Annotated in this window: 16 protein-coding genes; 8 read left to right on the forward strand and 8 right to left on the reverse strand. The window is 71.3% G+C overall.

What is annotated here, in order from left to right; genetic code table 11:
* Positions 1-17 precede the first annotated feature (17 nt).
* Entirely contained in the window at positions 18-1,409 is a 1,392-nt protein-coding gene (locus tag JMJ56_RS22900; protein WP_202834093.1) for a hypothetical protein, read from the forward strand.
* Here the strand turns inward: JMJ56_RS22900 and JMJ56_RS22905 are convergent, their stop codons facing one another.
* On the reverse strand, positions 1,410-2,183 hold the full coding sequence (locus tag JMJ56_RS22905) for an SDR family NAD(P)-dependent oxidoreductase (protein WP_202834094.1): 774 nt from the start codon (positions 2,181-2,183) through the stop codon (positions 1,410-1,412). It lies immediately after the preceding gene.
* A gap of 64 nt (positions 2,184-2,247) precedes the next feature.
* Positions 2,248-2,427 (reverse strand): hypothetical protein, encoded by a 180-nt coding sequence (locus JMJ56_RS22910; protein ID WP_202834095.1) that lies wholly within the window; start codon positions 2,425-2,427, stop codon positions 2,248-2,250.
* A 147-nt stretch (positions 2,428-2,574) separates the two neighbouring features.
* On the opposite strand from JMJ56_RS22910, the gene JMJ56_RS22915 reads away from it, so the two are divergent.
* From JMJ56_RS22915 to tsaA, 5 genes are read left to right on the forward strand one after another with little or no spacing between them, the layout of a single operon-like run.
* Complete coding sequence (locus tag JMJ56_RS22915; RefSeq protein WP_202834096.1) at positions 2,575-3,633, forward strand: amidohydrolase family protein; 1,059 nt, start codon at positions 2,575-2,577, stop codon at positions 3,631-3,633.
* Positions 3,630-4,733, forward strand: a complete 1,104-nt coding sequence (locus JMJ56_RS22920) for an amidohydrolase family protein (protein WP_202834097.1) — start codon at positions 3,630-3,632, stop codon at positions 4,731-4,733. The genes JMJ56_RS22915 and JMJ56_RS22920 overlap by 4 nt, the downstream gene beginning before the upstream one ends.
* Positions 4,734-4,755: 22 nt before the next feature.
* Entirely contained in the window at positions 4,756-6,000 is a 1,245-nt protein-coding gene (locus JMJ56_RS22925) for a CaiB/BaiF CoA transferase family protein (RefSeq protein ID WP_202834098.1), read from the forward strand.
* On the forward strand, positions 5,985-6,203 hold the full coding sequence (locus JMJ56_RS22930; RefSeq protein WP_202834099.1) for a hypothetical protein: 219 nt from the start codon (positions 5,985-5,987) through the stop codon (positions 6,201-6,203). Before JMJ56_RS22925 ends, JMJ56_RS22930 begins: the two co-directional genes overlap by 16 nt.
* 36 nt (positions 6,204-6,239) lie before the next feature.
* Positions 6,240-6,695, forward strand: coding sequence for a tRNA (N6-threonylcarbamoyladenosine(37)-N6)-methyltransferase TrmO (tsaA, locus tag JMJ56_RS22935; protein ID WP_202834100.1), 456 nt, complete (start codon positions 6,240-6,242; stop codon positions 6,693-6,695).
* Positions 6,696-6,707: 12 nt separating this feature from the next.
* Here tsaA and JMJ56_RS22940 read toward each other — a convergent pair whose 3' ends face one another.
* The 4 genes from JMJ56_RS22940 to JMJ56_RS22955 form a co-directional block, all read right to left on the reverse strand.
* On the reverse strand, positions 6,708-8,006 hold the full coding sequence (locus JMJ56_RS22940; RefSeq protein WP_202834101.1) for a methyl-accepting chemotaxis protein: 1,299 nt from the start codon (positions 8,004-8,006) through the stop codon (positions 6,708-6,710).
* A 63-nt stretch (positions 8,007-8,069) separates the two neighbouring features.
* Complete coding sequence (locus JMJ56_RS22945; protein WP_202834102.1) at positions 8,070-8,777, reverse strand: hypothetical protein; 708 nt, start codon at positions 8,775-8,777, stop codon at positions 8,070-8,072.
* A gap of 87 nt (positions 8,778-8,864) precedes the next feature.
* Positions 8,865-9,539, reverse strand: a complete 675-nt coding sequence (locus JMJ56_RS22950) for an RraA family protein (protein WP_202834103.1) — start codon at positions 9,537-9,539, stop codon at positions 8,865-8,867.
* Positions 9,540-9,617: 78 nt separating this feature from the next.
* On the reverse strand, positions 9,618-9,908 hold the full coding sequence (locus JMJ56_RS22955) for a hypothetical protein (RefSeq protein ID WP_202834104.1): 291 nt from the start codon (positions 9,906-9,908) through the stop codon (positions 9,618-9,620).
* Between JMJ56_RS22955 and JMJ56_RS22960 the strand changes: the two genes are divergently transcribed.
* Together JMJ56_RS22960 and JMJ56_RS22965 are read left to right on the forward strand one after the other, a co-directional pair.
* The gene (locus tag JMJ56_RS22960; RefSeq protein ID WP_202834105.1) at positions 9,901-10,617 is read left to right on the forward strand and encodes a response regulator transcription factor; all 717 of its coding nucleotides are present in this window, start codon (positions 9,901-9,903) and stop codon (positions 10,615-10,617) included. The two genes, JMJ56_RS22955 and JMJ56_RS22960, sit on opposite strands and share 8 nt — an antisense overlap.
* A 113-nt stretch (positions 10,618-10,730) precedes the next feature.
* On the forward strand, positions 10,731-11,645 hold the full coding sequence (locus JMJ56_RS22965; RefSeq protein ID WP_202834106.1) for a beta/alpha barrel domain-containing protein: 915 nt from the start codon (positions 10,731-10,733) through the stop codon (positions 11,643-11,645).
* A gap of 17 nt (positions 11,646-11,662) precedes the next feature.
* Here JMJ56_RS22965 and JMJ56_RS22970 read toward each other — a convergent pair whose 3' ends face one another.
* Both JMJ56_RS22970 and JMJ56_RS22975 read right to left on the reverse strand, forming a co-directional pair.
* Positions 11,663-12,649, reverse strand: a complete 987-nt coding sequence (locus JMJ56_RS22970) for an NADPH:quinone reductase (protein ID WP_202834107.1) — start codon at positions 12,647-12,649, stop codon at positions 11,663-11,665.
* A 12-nt stretch (positions 12,650-12,661) separates the two neighbouring features.
* Entirely contained in the window at positions 12,662-14,362 is a 1,701-nt protein-coding gene (locus JMJ56_RS22975) for an N-acyl-D-amino-acid deacylase family protein (RefSeq protein ID WP_202834108.1), read from the reverse strand.
* Between the last annotated feature and the right edge of the window lie 46 nt (positions 14,363-14,408).

Consider the following 14,408-nt stretch of genomic DNA (forward strand, 5'->3'; position numbering starts at 1 on the left):
CAGCGGTTCCGTTGCCGTTGACGTCAGGAGGCGCACCCAGCGCCGAGACGACCCCGCCCTGGGCGATCGGCCTCGCCGCCATTCTGCTGGTCTGGCCGGCGGTCTGGAACGGCTATCCGCTGGTCTTCGCCGATACTGGCACCTATCTCGGCCAGGCGCTGATGGGCTATGTCGGCTGGGACCGGCCACCCTTCTACAGCCTTTTCATCCATGCGCTGCATTGGCGGGTCTCGCTCTGGCCGGTGGTCATCGGTCAGGGGCTCATGGTGGCGCATCTGCTGCACTTGGTGCTGCGGGTACAGCGCCAGCCGGGGCCGGTGCCACTGGTGGTCGCCGCTGCGGCGCTGGCGATGCTGACCGGCCTGCCCTTCGTGGTTGCGCAGATCATGCCGGATTTCTTTACCGGCGTCGTGATGCTCTGCATCTGGCTGGTCGGCTTCCACTGGCGGGCGCTCGGGCGTGGCGAGCGGTTTTACCTGCTCGGCCTCACCACCCTCGCCGTGGTGGTGCATCAAAGCCATGTTCCCTTTGCCATCGGCCTGGCCGTGGTCTCGGCGCTGCTGCTCGGCGTCGGTCGCGGGGCGGTGGCGGCGATGCGCGGCCTGGGCCGCATGCTGGCGCCGACCGCGCTCGCCGTGGTCGCGCTGCTGGCCGTGAATTTCATTGCCCATCGGGTAGTTTCGGTTTCGCCCTTCGGCTCGGTCTTCCTGGCAACGCGGCTGATCTTCGATGGCGCCGGCCGCGATTACCTCGAGCGACGTTGCCCGGAGATCGGCTTCCGCATCTGCGGCGCGCTCGACAGGATCGGGACGGAGCACAACCTTTTCCTCTGGACGCTCGATGGGCCGCTCTACACCGATCTCGGTGGGCCCAAGGTCTGGACGCAGGAGGCGCGGGCCATCATCCGTGGCGTCATTGCGGAGGACCCCATCGGCGTGCTGACCGATGCCGCGCGCAACACGCTGCATCAGCTCGTCACCACCGCCAGCGGCGACGGGCTGGGCCCCTGGCGCAACCTGCCCGGGCCGGAACCGCTGATCGCGCGCTACTTCCCGCGGGAGCACGGCGCCTATGTCGACTCCCGACAGCAGCTGGGCGAGCTCCATCCCTTCGTCCAAGGGCTGACGCCGCTGCATGTCGGCGCCTTCTGCCTCGGCCTGGCCGGATTGCTGGTGCTGGCTTTCCGCCGTCGTTGGTCGCTGCCGGAACTGGCCCTGGCCGTGCTGATGGTCGCTGCGGTGATCGGCAATGCGGCCATCACCGGCGGCCTCTCCGGCCTGGCGGACCGTTACCAGGCGCGGCTGATTTGGCTCAGTCTCTTCGTCGCCCTGGTCGTGCTGCGGCCGAAGCTGCGGGCACCGGCAGGACAGAAGGACGGCGGATTGGCCGGGGCCGGCGGCGCCGGCTGATCAGAGATGCACCCCGCCATCCACCAGGATGGCGGTGCCGGTGCTGAGGCGCAGATGGGTGATGGCGCCCATGATGGCGAGCGCCACGTCATCCGCCTCCGTCACCCGCCGCAGCGGCGAGGCGGCCGCCTGCTTCTCCACTGCCGCCCGGCTGCGTCCCGGCACGAAATCGGTGGCAACCGCGGCGGGAGAGATGGTGAGCACCCGGACCTCCGGCCCTAGGACCCGCGCCAGGGCCATCCCCATCGTATCGAGCGCCGCCTTGGAAGCGCCGTAGATGATGCTGCTGCCGGAGCCCCTCTGCGCCGCGAGGGAGGAGATGTTGATGATCACCCCATCCCCGCTCCGCCGCAGCAATGGGGCGAAGGCGCGAATGGTGGCGAAGGGGCCTCGCACGTTCGTCACCAGCACGCGGTCGATCAGCGCATCGTCCAGCCCGTCGAGATCGGCATGCGGGACGGCGCGGGTGGCACCGGCGGAGTTCACCAGCACGTCGCAGCGGCCAAGCTTCGCCTCCACCGCGGCGGCGGCGGCGCGCAGGGAGGCGCTGTCCTCCATCGGCATCGGCAGGGCGATATGGCCCGCGCCCGGCAGGCCGGCGATCAGGCTTGCGGCGCGCTCCGCCCCGGCATGGTAGCCGACGGTCAGGGTCGCACCCGCCGCGGCGAGCCGCCGGACAGTGGCGGCGCCGATGCCGTTGCTGCCACCGGTGACGACGGCAACTTTCCCCGCCAGCCCATACTCGCCCAGATTGCCCGGTGCTGCCTCGGCCATCCTATCCTCCTACTTCGGGGAGGATCCTAGGCCCGACTCTGCCACTGGCGTAAGGCTTGTCCCCCTACTGCTTATGGAACTGCAGCAGAGCCGGCGCCGCCTGCCGGCGCAGGGCCGCCATGTCGATGGCGAAGCCGAGCGCGAGGATCAGGCCGAGCGCCAGCACCACCGGCACGGGCACCAGCAGCGCCAGGACGGCTGCCACCAGAATCAGGACCGGCATGGGCGGGAAGGGGTGGGTCATCCGTTCAGCTTTCCTCAAGGCGGTGTCTCGCGCGTTGATAGAACTAGCAGGACAAAGTTAACCGCCCGTTGGCGCCATCCGATCCCGGTCGTTGACCATCCTTCCGGCCAGGGTGCAGCATCCCGCCAACGGGAGAGGAAACGGGGCATGGATGGCGCCATCGATGTCGACCTGCACCCGGCCCTGCCCGGCTGCCAGGCCCTGCTGCCGCATCTTGAGCCCTATTGGCGCGAGGTGATCGCCAGCCGCGGCATCGGCGACCTCGACCTGGCTCTCTACCCCCGCGGCGCCCCGCTCACCGCCCGCGCCGACTGGCGCGGCGCCGATGGCCTCGCCGGCGCCACGCTGGACGCGATGCGGCGCGAGGCGCTCGACCCCTTCGGCACTGCGATCGGCATCTGCAATCCGCTCTTCGGCGCGCCCGCGCTGCACAATGCCGACCTTGCCGCCGCCCTCTGCCGTGCCGCCAACGATTGGGTGGCCGCCCACTGGCTCGACGCCGAGCCGCGCCTACGCGCCGGTATCCTCATCCCCGCCGAGGACCCGGTGCTGGCGGTGGAGGAGATCGAGCGCCGCGCAGACGATCCGCGCTTCGTCCATGTGCTGCTGTTCGGCAGCGCCGAGACGCTGGTCGGCCGCCGGGTCAACTGGCCGATCCTCGCCGCCGCTGAGCGCCATGGCCTGCCCATTGCGCTGCATGCCGGCAGCGCCACGCGTCATGCCCCGACCGCGAATGGCTGGCCGACCTACCTGATCGAGGACCACACCGTCTTCGCCCAGACCTTTCAGAGCCAGCTGCTCAGCCTGATCGGGGAGGGGGCCTTCACCAAATACCCGGCGCTGAAGGTGGTGCTGCTCGAGAGCGGCTTCGGCTGGGTGCCGAATTTCCTCTGGCGCGGGGTGAAGATGTGGCGCGCCATGCGCCAGGAAATCCCTTGGGTCGACCGCTCCCCCGCCGAGATCCTGCGCGAGAGCATCCGCATCTCCATCCAGCCCGCCGATGCGCCGGAGGATCCGGCCGCGATGGAGGCGCTCCTCGGGATGATCGATTGCGACGAGATGCTGCTCTTCGCCACCGACTACCCGCATGCGCGTTTCGACGGTGGGGCGGCGCTGCCCCCCGGCCTGCCCGCCCGGCTGCATCGCAAGGTGCTGCGCGAGAATGCCCTGGCGATCTATCCCCGGCTGAAGGAGTGCGTCGCATGAGCACCAGCACGCTTCCCCGCCCCGAGGCGCCCGCCGCCTCCCGCCTCCGCCTGATCGATTGTGACATCCACCCGGCGCCGCGCGACCTCGCAGTGCTCGACCGTTGGCTGCCGGAGCGCTGGCGCCGCCACCGGCAGGAATACGGCCTCCGCCTGCGCCAGCCCTTCGCCACGGGTCACCCCTATCCGAAGGCGACGCCCGCCCTCTCGCGCTACGACTCCTGGCCGCCCGGCGGCCCGCCCGGCTCCGACCTCGATTTCATGCGGCAGCAGCATCTCGACCTGCTCGACATCGAATACGGCATGCTCCAGCCGCTCGCCGCCCGCGGCATGGACGAGCGCAACCCGGGCTTCGCGGCCGCGCTGAGCAGCGCCGTCAACGACTGGATGCACGAGGACTGGACGGCCCGCGAGCCTCGCCTCAAGGCCACCATCGCCATCCCCGGCGAGGACCCTGCCGCCTCGGTCCGCGAGATCGAGCGCTGGGCCGGCCAGCCGGATTTCGTCCAGATCGCCATGGTCAGCCGCGCGCTGGAGCCGCTCGGCCGCCAGCGCTACTGGCCGATCTACGAGGCCGCCGAGCATCACGGACTGCCGCTCGGCCTGCACAGTCTCGGCACCAGCGGCCATCCGGTGAGCGGCGGCGGCTGGCCGAGCTTCTATTTCGAGGAGCACCAGGCCGTCGCCATGAGCATGGCCGCGCTCTGCGCCAGCTTCATCCTGGAAGGCGTCTTCGACCGCTTCCCCCGGTTGAAGGTCGTCATCATCGAGGGCGGCTTCGGCTGGGTGCCCTCGCTCGGCTGGCGCATGGACGGGCTGTGGCGGAGCCTGCGCTCGGAGGTGCCGCACCTGCAGCGCAAGCCCTCCGACTACCTGAAGTCGCATCTCTGGTTCACCACCCAGCCGGTCGAGGAGCCGGAGCGCCCCGAGCATCTCCGCACGCTGATCGACTGGATCGGCCGCGATCGCCTGCTCTTCGCCACCGACTACCCGCATTGGGACAGCGACGACCCTCGCTACGCCTTCAAGCTGCCCTTGAGCGAGGCGGAGCGCCGGGCGATCCTGGCCGATAACGCCCGCGCCGTGTACGGCCTGGGCTAACCATATCGGAGGAACCGGCCGCATGCCCGGACCACTCGCGGGCATCCGCGTGCTCGACCTGACGACCGTCCTCGTCGGCCCCTACTGCACCCAGCTTCTCGCCGAGATGGGCGCCGAGGTCACCAAGGTGGAGGCGCCGGAAGGCGACATGGTCCGCCTCATCGGCCCCGGCCGCAGCCCGGGCATGGGCGGCATGTTCCTCACCATCAACCGCGGCAAGCGCAGCATCGCCCTCGACCTGAAGCGGCCCGAAGCGCGCCAGGTGCTGCTGCGCTTGGCCCGCACCGCCGACGTTCTCGTGACCAACATCCGCCCGGCGGCCATGGCCCGCCTCGGCCTCGACTACCCCGCCCTGCGCGCGGTCAACCCGCGCCTCGTCTATGCGGCAGTGCTCGGCTACGCCCAGTCCGGCCCCTACGCCCCACGCCCGGCCTATGATGACCTCATGCAGGGCGCCGCCGGCATCGCCCACCTGCAATCCCGCACCGGCGACCGCACGCCCCGCTACGCACCCCTCGCCATGGCAGACCGCATCACCGGCCTCGCCGCCCTCGGTGCCATCAACGCGGCGCTGGTCCACCGCGAGCGGGACGGGGAGGGGCAGCTGGTCGAGGTGCCGATGTTCGAGACCATGCTGAACTTCGTCCTCGGCGACCATCTCGGCGGCAAAACCTTCGATCCGCCGCTCGATGCTGGCGGCTATGGCCGCCTGCTCTCGCCCGACCGCCGCCCCTACCGCACGCGGGACGGCCATGTCTGCACCATGATCTACAATGACCGGCAGTGGCGCAGCTTCTGCGCCGCCGTCGGTTGGCCCGACCTGGTGGCGACCGACCCGCGCTTCGCCAGCCATGCCACCCGCACCCGCCATATCGACGAGGTGCTGGCGATGCTCGCCGAGGAATTCCTGACTCGTACCACCGCCGAATGGATGGAGCTGCTCGCCGCCGCCGACCTGCCGGTGACGCCCGTCCACACGCTGGAGAGCGTCTTCGAGGACCCGCACCTCCAGGCCACCGGCTTCTTCAGCCGCGAAGAGCACCCGACCGAGGGCCCGCTCACCCGCATGGCCATACCCTTCACCTTCTCCGCCAACCCGGCCGATGAGCGCGCCCCTGCCCCCAGGCTCGGCGAGCACAGCGCCGCGATCCTGCACGAGGCCGGCTATGCCGAGCCGGAGATCGCCGAACTGCTGGCAAGCGGCGCCGTCCGTGCCGCCGAACCGGTAACCGCACCGGACGTTACCGCCGCATGCGCATCCCGTTGATCCTCGCCTTGTCCCTGCTCGCCGCCTGCACGCCGCACAAGGACCGCCCCGGCGGCCTCATCCGCAACGAGGCGGCCCCGGCCAATACCGGCCTGCTCCGTCCCGAGGCCGGCGTCGACCCCGGCATCCGCGCACCGCTGCCCAATCGCAGCCCGACGACGACACCCGTCATCCCGCCCAACCCCTCCATCCAGGCTCGCTGACTCGCCGCGGCACGCGGCGCTGTCTAGGATGCCCGCGTGCCCGGCTTCACCATCACCCCCATCGGCCATCTCGAGACGCCCTGGCCAAACCCCGCCGATTGCCCACGCAACGGCCGCCTGCCCGATCCGCGCCCGCTCTGCCGCGCTGTCATCGCCGAGGAGTTTCGCGTCGGGCTCGACCAGCTCGACAGCTTCTCGCACCTGATCCTGCTTTATTGGATGCATCTGGCAGGACCAGCGCCTCTTACCATTACCCCCCGCTTCGCCGCCGGTCCGCGTGGCGTCTTCGCCACCCGTGCCCCGGTCAGGCCCAACCCCATCGCCCTCTCCGTCGTACAATTCGAAGGCTTCGCCGAGCCCGGCGTGCTGCTTCTCCGCAATCTCGACTGCGCCAACGGCACGCCACTGCTCGACATCAAGCCCTATCTGCCGACGGTCGATGCCGAGCCGGCAGCCAGCATGGGATGGCTCGCGCCGCGCATTCCATCCTGAACCGGCCTTCCGTCACGCAGCCCGCAGCCGCTCCAGGAACGCGCCGACGGTATGGCGCATCACCTCGGCCTGCCGAGAAAGCTCTCCCGAGGCCTCGCGCAGATGGCCGGCCGAGGCTCCGGTGCGCTCCGCCTCATCCTGCATCCCTGCCGCATGGGTCGCCGCTTCGCCGGTGCCGGAGGCCGCCTCGGCTACCGCGCGGCCGATCTCGCAGGTCGCGGCCGCCTGCTGCTCCGTCGCCGCCGCGACCGCCGCGCTGGTCGTGTCGATCGATTCGATGATGCGGGCGATGCTGGCGATCGCTTCCACCGTGCGCGCCGTCTCGCCCTGCATGGCGGCGATCTGCGCGCCGATCTCCTCCGTCGCCCGCGCCGTCTGCCCGGCGAGTGCCTTCACCTCCGAGGCCACGACGGCGAAGCCCTTGCCGGCCTCGCCCGCCCGTGCCGCTTCGATCGTCGCATTCAGCGCCAGAAGGTTGGTCTGGCCCGCGATGTCGTTAATCAGCCGCACCACCTCGCCGATACGCTGCGCCGCCTGGGCCAGGCCCTGCACCGTGGCATCCGTTTCCCGCGCCTGATCCGCCGCCCGCCGCGCCACGGTGGCGCCCGCGCCGACCTGGCGGGCCACCTCGGCGATGGAGCCGGACAACTCCTCCACCGAGGCGGCGACGGCCTGCACATTGCTGCTCGCCAGCCCGGTGGCGCCAGCGACGGCGGTGGCCCGCGCCATGCCGTCCTGCGCCACGGTGGTCATCTCGCCGGCCGTCCGGTCGAGTTCGGTCGCGGCCGAAGCCACGGTGCCGAGCATCGCCGCCGCCTCCGCCTCGAAGGCCCGCACCAGCGCGCCGACCCGCTCCGCCTGCTCGGCCTTCGCCGCACGCTCCGCAAGACGGGCCGACACGGCAGCCTCGCGCTCGACGGAGGCGGTGCGCAGGGTCTCGACCGCTTCTGCCATCGTGCCAAGCTCATCCCGGCGCCCGAGGCCCGGCACGGCGAGGTGCAACTCGCCGGCGGCGATGCGCTCCACCGTGCCGGTGATGCGGTGGATTGGCCGGACCACGCGCCGGAACAGCATCCAGGCCGCTCCGAGCATGGCGAGGGCGCCCGCGAGGAGGAGCGCGAGCGCCAGCAGCAGCCCGGCGCGGCCGGCATCGGCGAGGCTTGCGCTGTCCGCCACCGCCTGGTCCAACGCCGCGTCCCGCAGCCGGATGATTTCCGCCAGGGCCGGCACGCTCCAGCTGCGGAAGGCGGGGACTGCCTCCGGCCAGGGCGGCACCGCGGCGTCGCTCGCCCGCGCCCGGCCCCATTCCATCATCCGTTCCCAGCGCGGGGCGTGGCGGCCCTCATAGTCCTCGCGCAGCCTCGCCCCGGCCTCCTAAAGGCGCGGCGCCTCCGGCAGCATGACGAGCTTCCGCTTGATGTTGTCCCAAGCTTGGCCGACCCGCCCGCTCTGCCGCTCGGCCGTGGCGTAGTCGCCGAGCGGGATGGGCTGGCCGGCAACCCAATTGTTCATCATCAGGTTGCGGCTTCCCGCCACGTCGCGCATCGACATGGTTTCCATGGCAATGTCGATCACCGTGGCGAGCGAGGGCGCCTGGATCACCGTCCGCTTCGCGGCGGCTTCGGCCTGCTGCGCCAAGCCATTGGACAGCGCCAGCCGCCGGGCGAGAACCTCCTGCCTGACGGCAGGGTCCCGCTCGGCCGGCGGCTGGGCCAACTGCCCCTCGATCCTCAGGCGAAGGCCGGCGAGGACGGTCCGAGCCTCGGCCGGCGCCCGGTCAGGGCTGCCCCAATCATCGAGGCTCCGCTGCGCCGCATCCAGCAGCCCGTCGGTCGCCGCCGCGCTGCGGGCCAGCCCCGCGCGGTCCGGCTCGGCGGTGAGGGTTGCGGCCAGAAGCAGCCCGGCCTCGCTGACGACCGCGGTCTGCGCCCGCTGCAGCGCGCTGATGACCTGCGTGCTCGCTTGGGCAGAGCGGGCCTCGTTCCAGCGGTTCCAAGCGGTGCCGGCAAGCCAAGCCATCGCCACCAAGCCGGGCAGCGAAACCACGAGGAAGCCGGCAAGGAAGACGGTACGAACGCGCATGGCCTGCTCCTTCTGGTCCAGGCCAAGCTATGCGGCGTCACGTTTCGGAACGGTTAAGCGCCATGCAGGCCTCACCTTCCGCGGACATCAGAGCCCGCCGCACCCCTTGGCCCGCAGCGACGCAACCACCCAGTCCCGCTCCCAGGTCCCGCCATCGATCGCCTGCTGCGCCATGGCCTCCTTCGCCTGATGCCCCTCTGCGGCCGCGATCGCCTCCGCCGCATCCGCGGCCGGCAGCACGACGACGCCGTCCTCATCCGCCATGACGAGGTCGCCCGGCATCACCACCTGCCCGCCGCAGGCGACCGGATAGCCGATCTCCCCCGGCCCGTCCTTGTACGGGCCGGATGGCGTAATGCCTCGCGCCCAGATGCCGATCGGTAACTCGCCGAGCTGCGCCGCGTCGCGCACCGCGCCATCGACGATGACGGCGGCAATCCCCCGCCGCGCCGCCCAGCCCATCATGAGCTCGCCGGTGATGGCGATGTCGAGGTCGCCGCCCGCATCGACGACGATGACATCGCCCGCCTCCGCCATGTCGATCGCCCGGTGCAGCATCAGGTTGTCGCCTGAGCGCGCCCGCACGGTGAAGGCCGGGCCCGAGGCGACAAGCTTGCCGCCGAAGGCGCGGAAGCCGCCGCGCATGGTCTGCATGCGGTTGACCACATCGCCGATATTCGCTGCCGGGATGGCGGCGGCGCGGGCACAGAGCACCGGATCGACGCGGCTGGTTAGTGGCCGGATACGGAAACCGAGTGTCATGTGCTGAGTCCTTCTTCGGGTCGTGCCGCGGCATCATGCCGGGCTTGCAGGCCATGTCGAGCCGGCGCGGCCGGACGGTCAAATTGGCGTGCGCAGGTGAGCCTGATGCATCCCTTGGCCCCTCGGCACGTATCGTAACTGTGACGGTGCCGTTTCGTCAGCCAGTTGCAAGGCGATCGCGGCCTGATGGCGGGCCAATGAATTGGCATGCTCGTTATTTAACAGCATCGTGTTCGACCGCTGCGGACTACGCAGTTGTGCATCTGAGCCGGCCAAGTAATGAATGTAAAAGCTTGAGAAACCGCCCTGGCTGAAAGCCAAGCGATTTCTTGCTGCCGCCCACCCCCTGCCGGAGGCCTTGATGACCACGCCGCGCCCCATCCTGATCGTCGAGGACGACGCCGCCCTGCGCGCCACGCTGGCCGAACAGCTCGCGCTCAACGGCGACTTCACCGCCGACGAAGCGGGCAGCGCCGGCCAGGCGGAAGCAAAGCTCGCCGACGCCAATGCGCGCTACGACGCCATTCTCCTCGATATCGGCCTGCCCGATGCCGATGGCCGCGAGTTCTGCGCCAAGCTCCGCCGCGAAGGCCGCCGCATGCCCGTCATCATGCTGACCGGCGCCGATGGCGAGGAGGACGTGGTTCGCGGCCTCGATTCCGGCGCCAACGATTACATCGCCAAGCCCTTCCGCCTCCCGGAGCTGCTGGCCCGCGTCCGCGCCCAGCTCCGTCTCTTCGACAACAGCGAGGACGCCACCTTCGCCATCGGCCCCTACATGTTCCGCCCGAGCGCCCGTACGCTGACGGAGACCGGGCGGAACCGCCGGATTCGCCTGACCGACAAGGAATGCGCGATCCTGAAATTCCTCTACCGCGCCGGCGGCAAGCCCGTCGCCCGCCAGGTGCTGCTGAACGAGGTCTGGGGCTACAACAGCGCCGTCACCACGCACACGCTGGAGACGCATGTGTATCGCCTGCGCCAGAAGATCGAGCCCGATCCCTCCCAGCTCCGCCTGCTGCTGACCGAGGTGGGAGGCTACAAGCTCGCCGCCGCCCTCGGCATGAGCCACCCCTGAGAAGCCCGGCGGGTTGCGCCGCAGGGCGCATCTTGCCAGCCCGCCGGCCGGGCCGCAGTCTCGGCGGCCTGGCGGAGCCCGCAGCACCCTCCGCCCGCCGGAGGATGCGCCCAATGAGCGACCTGCCCAGTGCCGCCGAACTGGAGGAGATCACCGGCAGCACGGCGCCGGCCGCCGCCGATATCGCACTCGGCGATTGCCTGCTGAGCGAGGCCATCGAGCAGCCGTTGCCGAGCGAGGCCCGCCTCTCCCTCGTTGCCGCCCTGGCCGCAGCCGGCGTCCGCCGCATCGGCCTCACCAGCCTCCGCGATCCCGACCGCTTCCCCGTCTTCGCCGATGCCGAGCTGCTGCTGCGCGGCGCACCCCGCCATCCGGAGCTTGCCTTCCAGGTACCCTGCCCGGACCTCATGGCCGTTCGCCGCGCGCTCGTCGCACAGGATGGCGGCTGGGGCCCGGATGAGGTGCTGCTGCCCATCGCCGCCACCGATGCCGCCTCGCGGGCCCGGTTCGGCGAGGACCGCGCCGCCCGCTGGGCCAGCCTCGCCGCGATGGCCGAACAGGCGGGCGGCCGCTTCGCCCTCTGCGGCAGCATCGCCGCCGCCTTCGCCGAGGGCACCGAGCCGGCTGGCGTGCTGGCCGATGCCGAGCGCCTCGCCGAGCTCGGCATCGGCCGCATCGCCATCGCCGATGACGAGGGCTTGGCGACGCCGCCCCGCGTCCGCGACCTGATAGGCTGGCTGCATGGCGGCCTGCCGACCGCCAGCTTCATCGCCCGCTTCTCCGACCGCCGCGGCACCGCCATCGCCAATACCCTCGCCGCGATCGAGGCCGGGCTTACCGAAGCGGATGCGGCACTGGGCGGCGCCGGCGGCTTCTGCTGCGCCGAGGACCTGGCCGCGGCGCTCGCCGCCATGGGCCTCGGCACCGGCCTCGACCCCGCCGCACTGCGCAAGGCCGGGCTGGCTGCCGAGCAGGCCCTCGGCCATGCGCTGCACAGCCGCGTGCTGCGGCTGGAGGGCGGGGCCTGAAGCCCGCCGGGCCTCGATCAGGCCCCGGGCAGGACGACGACCGTGCCGCGCTTGCTGCCCGCCTCCACCGCCTCATGCGCGGCGGCCGTCTCGGCGAGCGGATAGGCCGCGGCGACCCGGTGCAGCCGCGGCGCCTGCCGCAGCCAGGTATCGATCTCCTCCATCGCCCGGCGGCGCGCCGCCGCGGGCGCGCTGTTCAGCACCACGCCGCGCAGGTTGACGTTCTTCCGCATCAGCACGGCGGAGACGGGGATGGACGGCGTCAGCCCGCCGCGGCTGGCATAGCCGATGACGCTGCCGTTCAGCGCCACCACCTCGGACCAGAGCCCGACATTGCCGCCGACATCGACCTCGACGATGCGGTCCACGCCGCCGGTCGCCGCCATGATCCGCGCGGCGCAATCCGGTGCCCGGTAGTCGAACACGGCATCGGCGCCCGCGGCCTTCGCGTCCTCGCTCTTCCAGCCGCCGCTCGCCGTGGCGCCGACCCAGGCCGCGCCGCCCCAGCGCGCGAGCTGCACCGCGTAGTTGCCGACCGCGCCGCCGCCGCCCGAGACCAGCACGCGCAGCCCCCGCACCGGCCCATCGGCGAAGAGGCAGCGATGCGCGGTCATCGCCGGGATGCCGAGGCAGGCGCCGGTCTCGAAGCCGATATCCTCCGGTAGAGCGGTGACATTCTCCACCGGCACGCAGGTGGCCTCCGCCGCCGTGCCGAAGGGCCGCCCGCGCTGGGCGTTGTAGAGCCAGACCCGCTGCCCCAGCAGCCCGGCCGGCGCGCTCTCGCCGAGCGCCTCGACCAGGCCCGCGCCGTCGCTGTGCGGGATGATCAGCGGCCACTCATTGGCATAGGACGTCCCGGCCCGGCGGTAGGTATCGGCCGGGTTGACGCCCGAGGCCAGGAGCCGCACGCGCACCTCGCCCGGCGCCGGCTCCGCCACCGGCCGCTCGCCGAGCTGCAGGACCTCCCGTGCCGGGCCGGGCCGGGTGTACCAGACGGCGCGCATTGGCCGGCCGCCTCAGGCGCCGCAGCGCACCAGCCTGCCGGGAAGCGCCCCTGTCGCCTCGCCGTGGCGGTAGGTGACGGCGCCAGCGACGATGGTCGCCTCATAGCCGCGGGCGCGCTGCATCAGCCGACGCCCGCCGGCGGGCAGGTCGTAGAGCATCCCCGGCCGGTCGAGCGCGAGCGCATCGAGGTCGATGATGTTGATATCGGCCCGCATCCCGGCGCGCAGCAGCCCGCGATCGGCGAGGCCCACGGCCCGCGCCGTGTCGCTGGTCTGCCGCCGGATCAGCTCCTCGATCGGCAGGCCGCGCTGCTTGCCCCAGTAGCTCAGCAGGAAAGTCGGGAAGCTGCCATCGGAGATGAAGCCGACATGCGCCCCGCCATCGGAGAGGCCGACGATGGTGTTCGGGTGCCGCAGCAGCTCGGCCGAGGCGTCGAGCGTGAAGTCGGCATAGTTGGTCAGCGGGCAGAAGAGGAAGTTCTGCCCCTCATTGGCCAGCAGCATGTCATAGGCGACATCCTCCGGGCTGCGGCCCTGACGCGCGGCCTCGGCGGCGACGCTGGTCTCGCGGTGCGGCGCGTAGTCCGGCGGGTCGCCGAAGGGGAACATCCGCTCGAAGGAGAGCCGGGTGATGAGCGGGAAGTTGCTGCCGCTGATGCGGTCATCGGCCAGGATGCGGGCGCGCGTGGCGGGGTCGCGCATTGCGGCGACGCGCTCCGGCACCGGCAGATGGGCAATCGCCTTGTAGCTCGGCGACCCGCTGAAGGGGTTCTGGCTGCCGAGCAGCCCCATGAGGATGCCGATCGGCCGTGGCGGGAAGACGGGCCGGATGTTCACCCCTTCCGCCGCCGCCTTGTTGGACAGCGCCAGCAGCTCGCGCCAAGCCTCCGTCCGGTCGTGCCGGGCGGTGAGGGAGAAGACCATCGGCCGACCGCAGGCCTCGGCGACGCGGCGGAGCATGGCGAATTCGGTGGCGGCGTCCGGCAGGTTGAAATCGGAGACCACTTCGAGGAAGCCGGCGCCCACCTCCTTCAGGCCGAGGGCGATCCCCGTCAGCTCGTCCTCCTGGGCGCGGAGCGTGGGCGTGGAGTCGCCCTTCAATGTCTTGTGGCTGATGGTGCGGCTGGTAGAGAAGCCGAAGGCCCCGGCGCGCACCGCCTCGGCGACGATCTGGCGCATGGCGGCGATGTCGCCCTGGTTCGCCGGCTCCAGCGCCAGCGCCCGCTCGCCCATGACATAGACGCGGACGGCGGCATGCGGGACGAGGGCGCAGATGTCGATGTCCCGCGGCTTGCCCTCGAGCACGGCAAGATACTCGGAAAAGCTTTCCCAGGTGAAGTCCAGCCCCTGGGACAGGACCGGGGCGGGAATGTCCTCCACCCCCTCCATCAGCTCGATGAGCTGCATTTCCTGGCCGGGATGGACCGGGGCGAAACCGACGCCGCAGTTGCCCATCACCGCGGTGGTGACGCCATGGATGGCCGAGGGCGCCAGATGGCTGTCCCACACTGCCTGGCCGTCGTAATGGGTGTGGATATCGACGAAGCCCGGCGTCACCAGCCGGCCATGGGCGTCGATCTCCTCACGCCCACGGGGCAAGCCGGGGCCGATGGCGGTGATCCGGCCGCCGCTGACCGCCAGGTCGGCGACGAAGCCCGGTGCGCCGCTGCCATCGACGATGGTGCCGCCGCGGATGACCAGATCCTCTGCCATGGCCCGCTTCCTTCCTGCTTATGCTTGGAAGGAAGCCTAGGCCCGG

It is taken from the genome of Belnapia arida, assembly GCF_016773205.1.
In the GTDB taxonomy this organism is placed as follows: domain Bacteria; phylum Pseudomonadota; class Alphaproteobacteria; order Acetobacterales; family Acetobacteraceae; genus Belnapia; species Belnapia arida.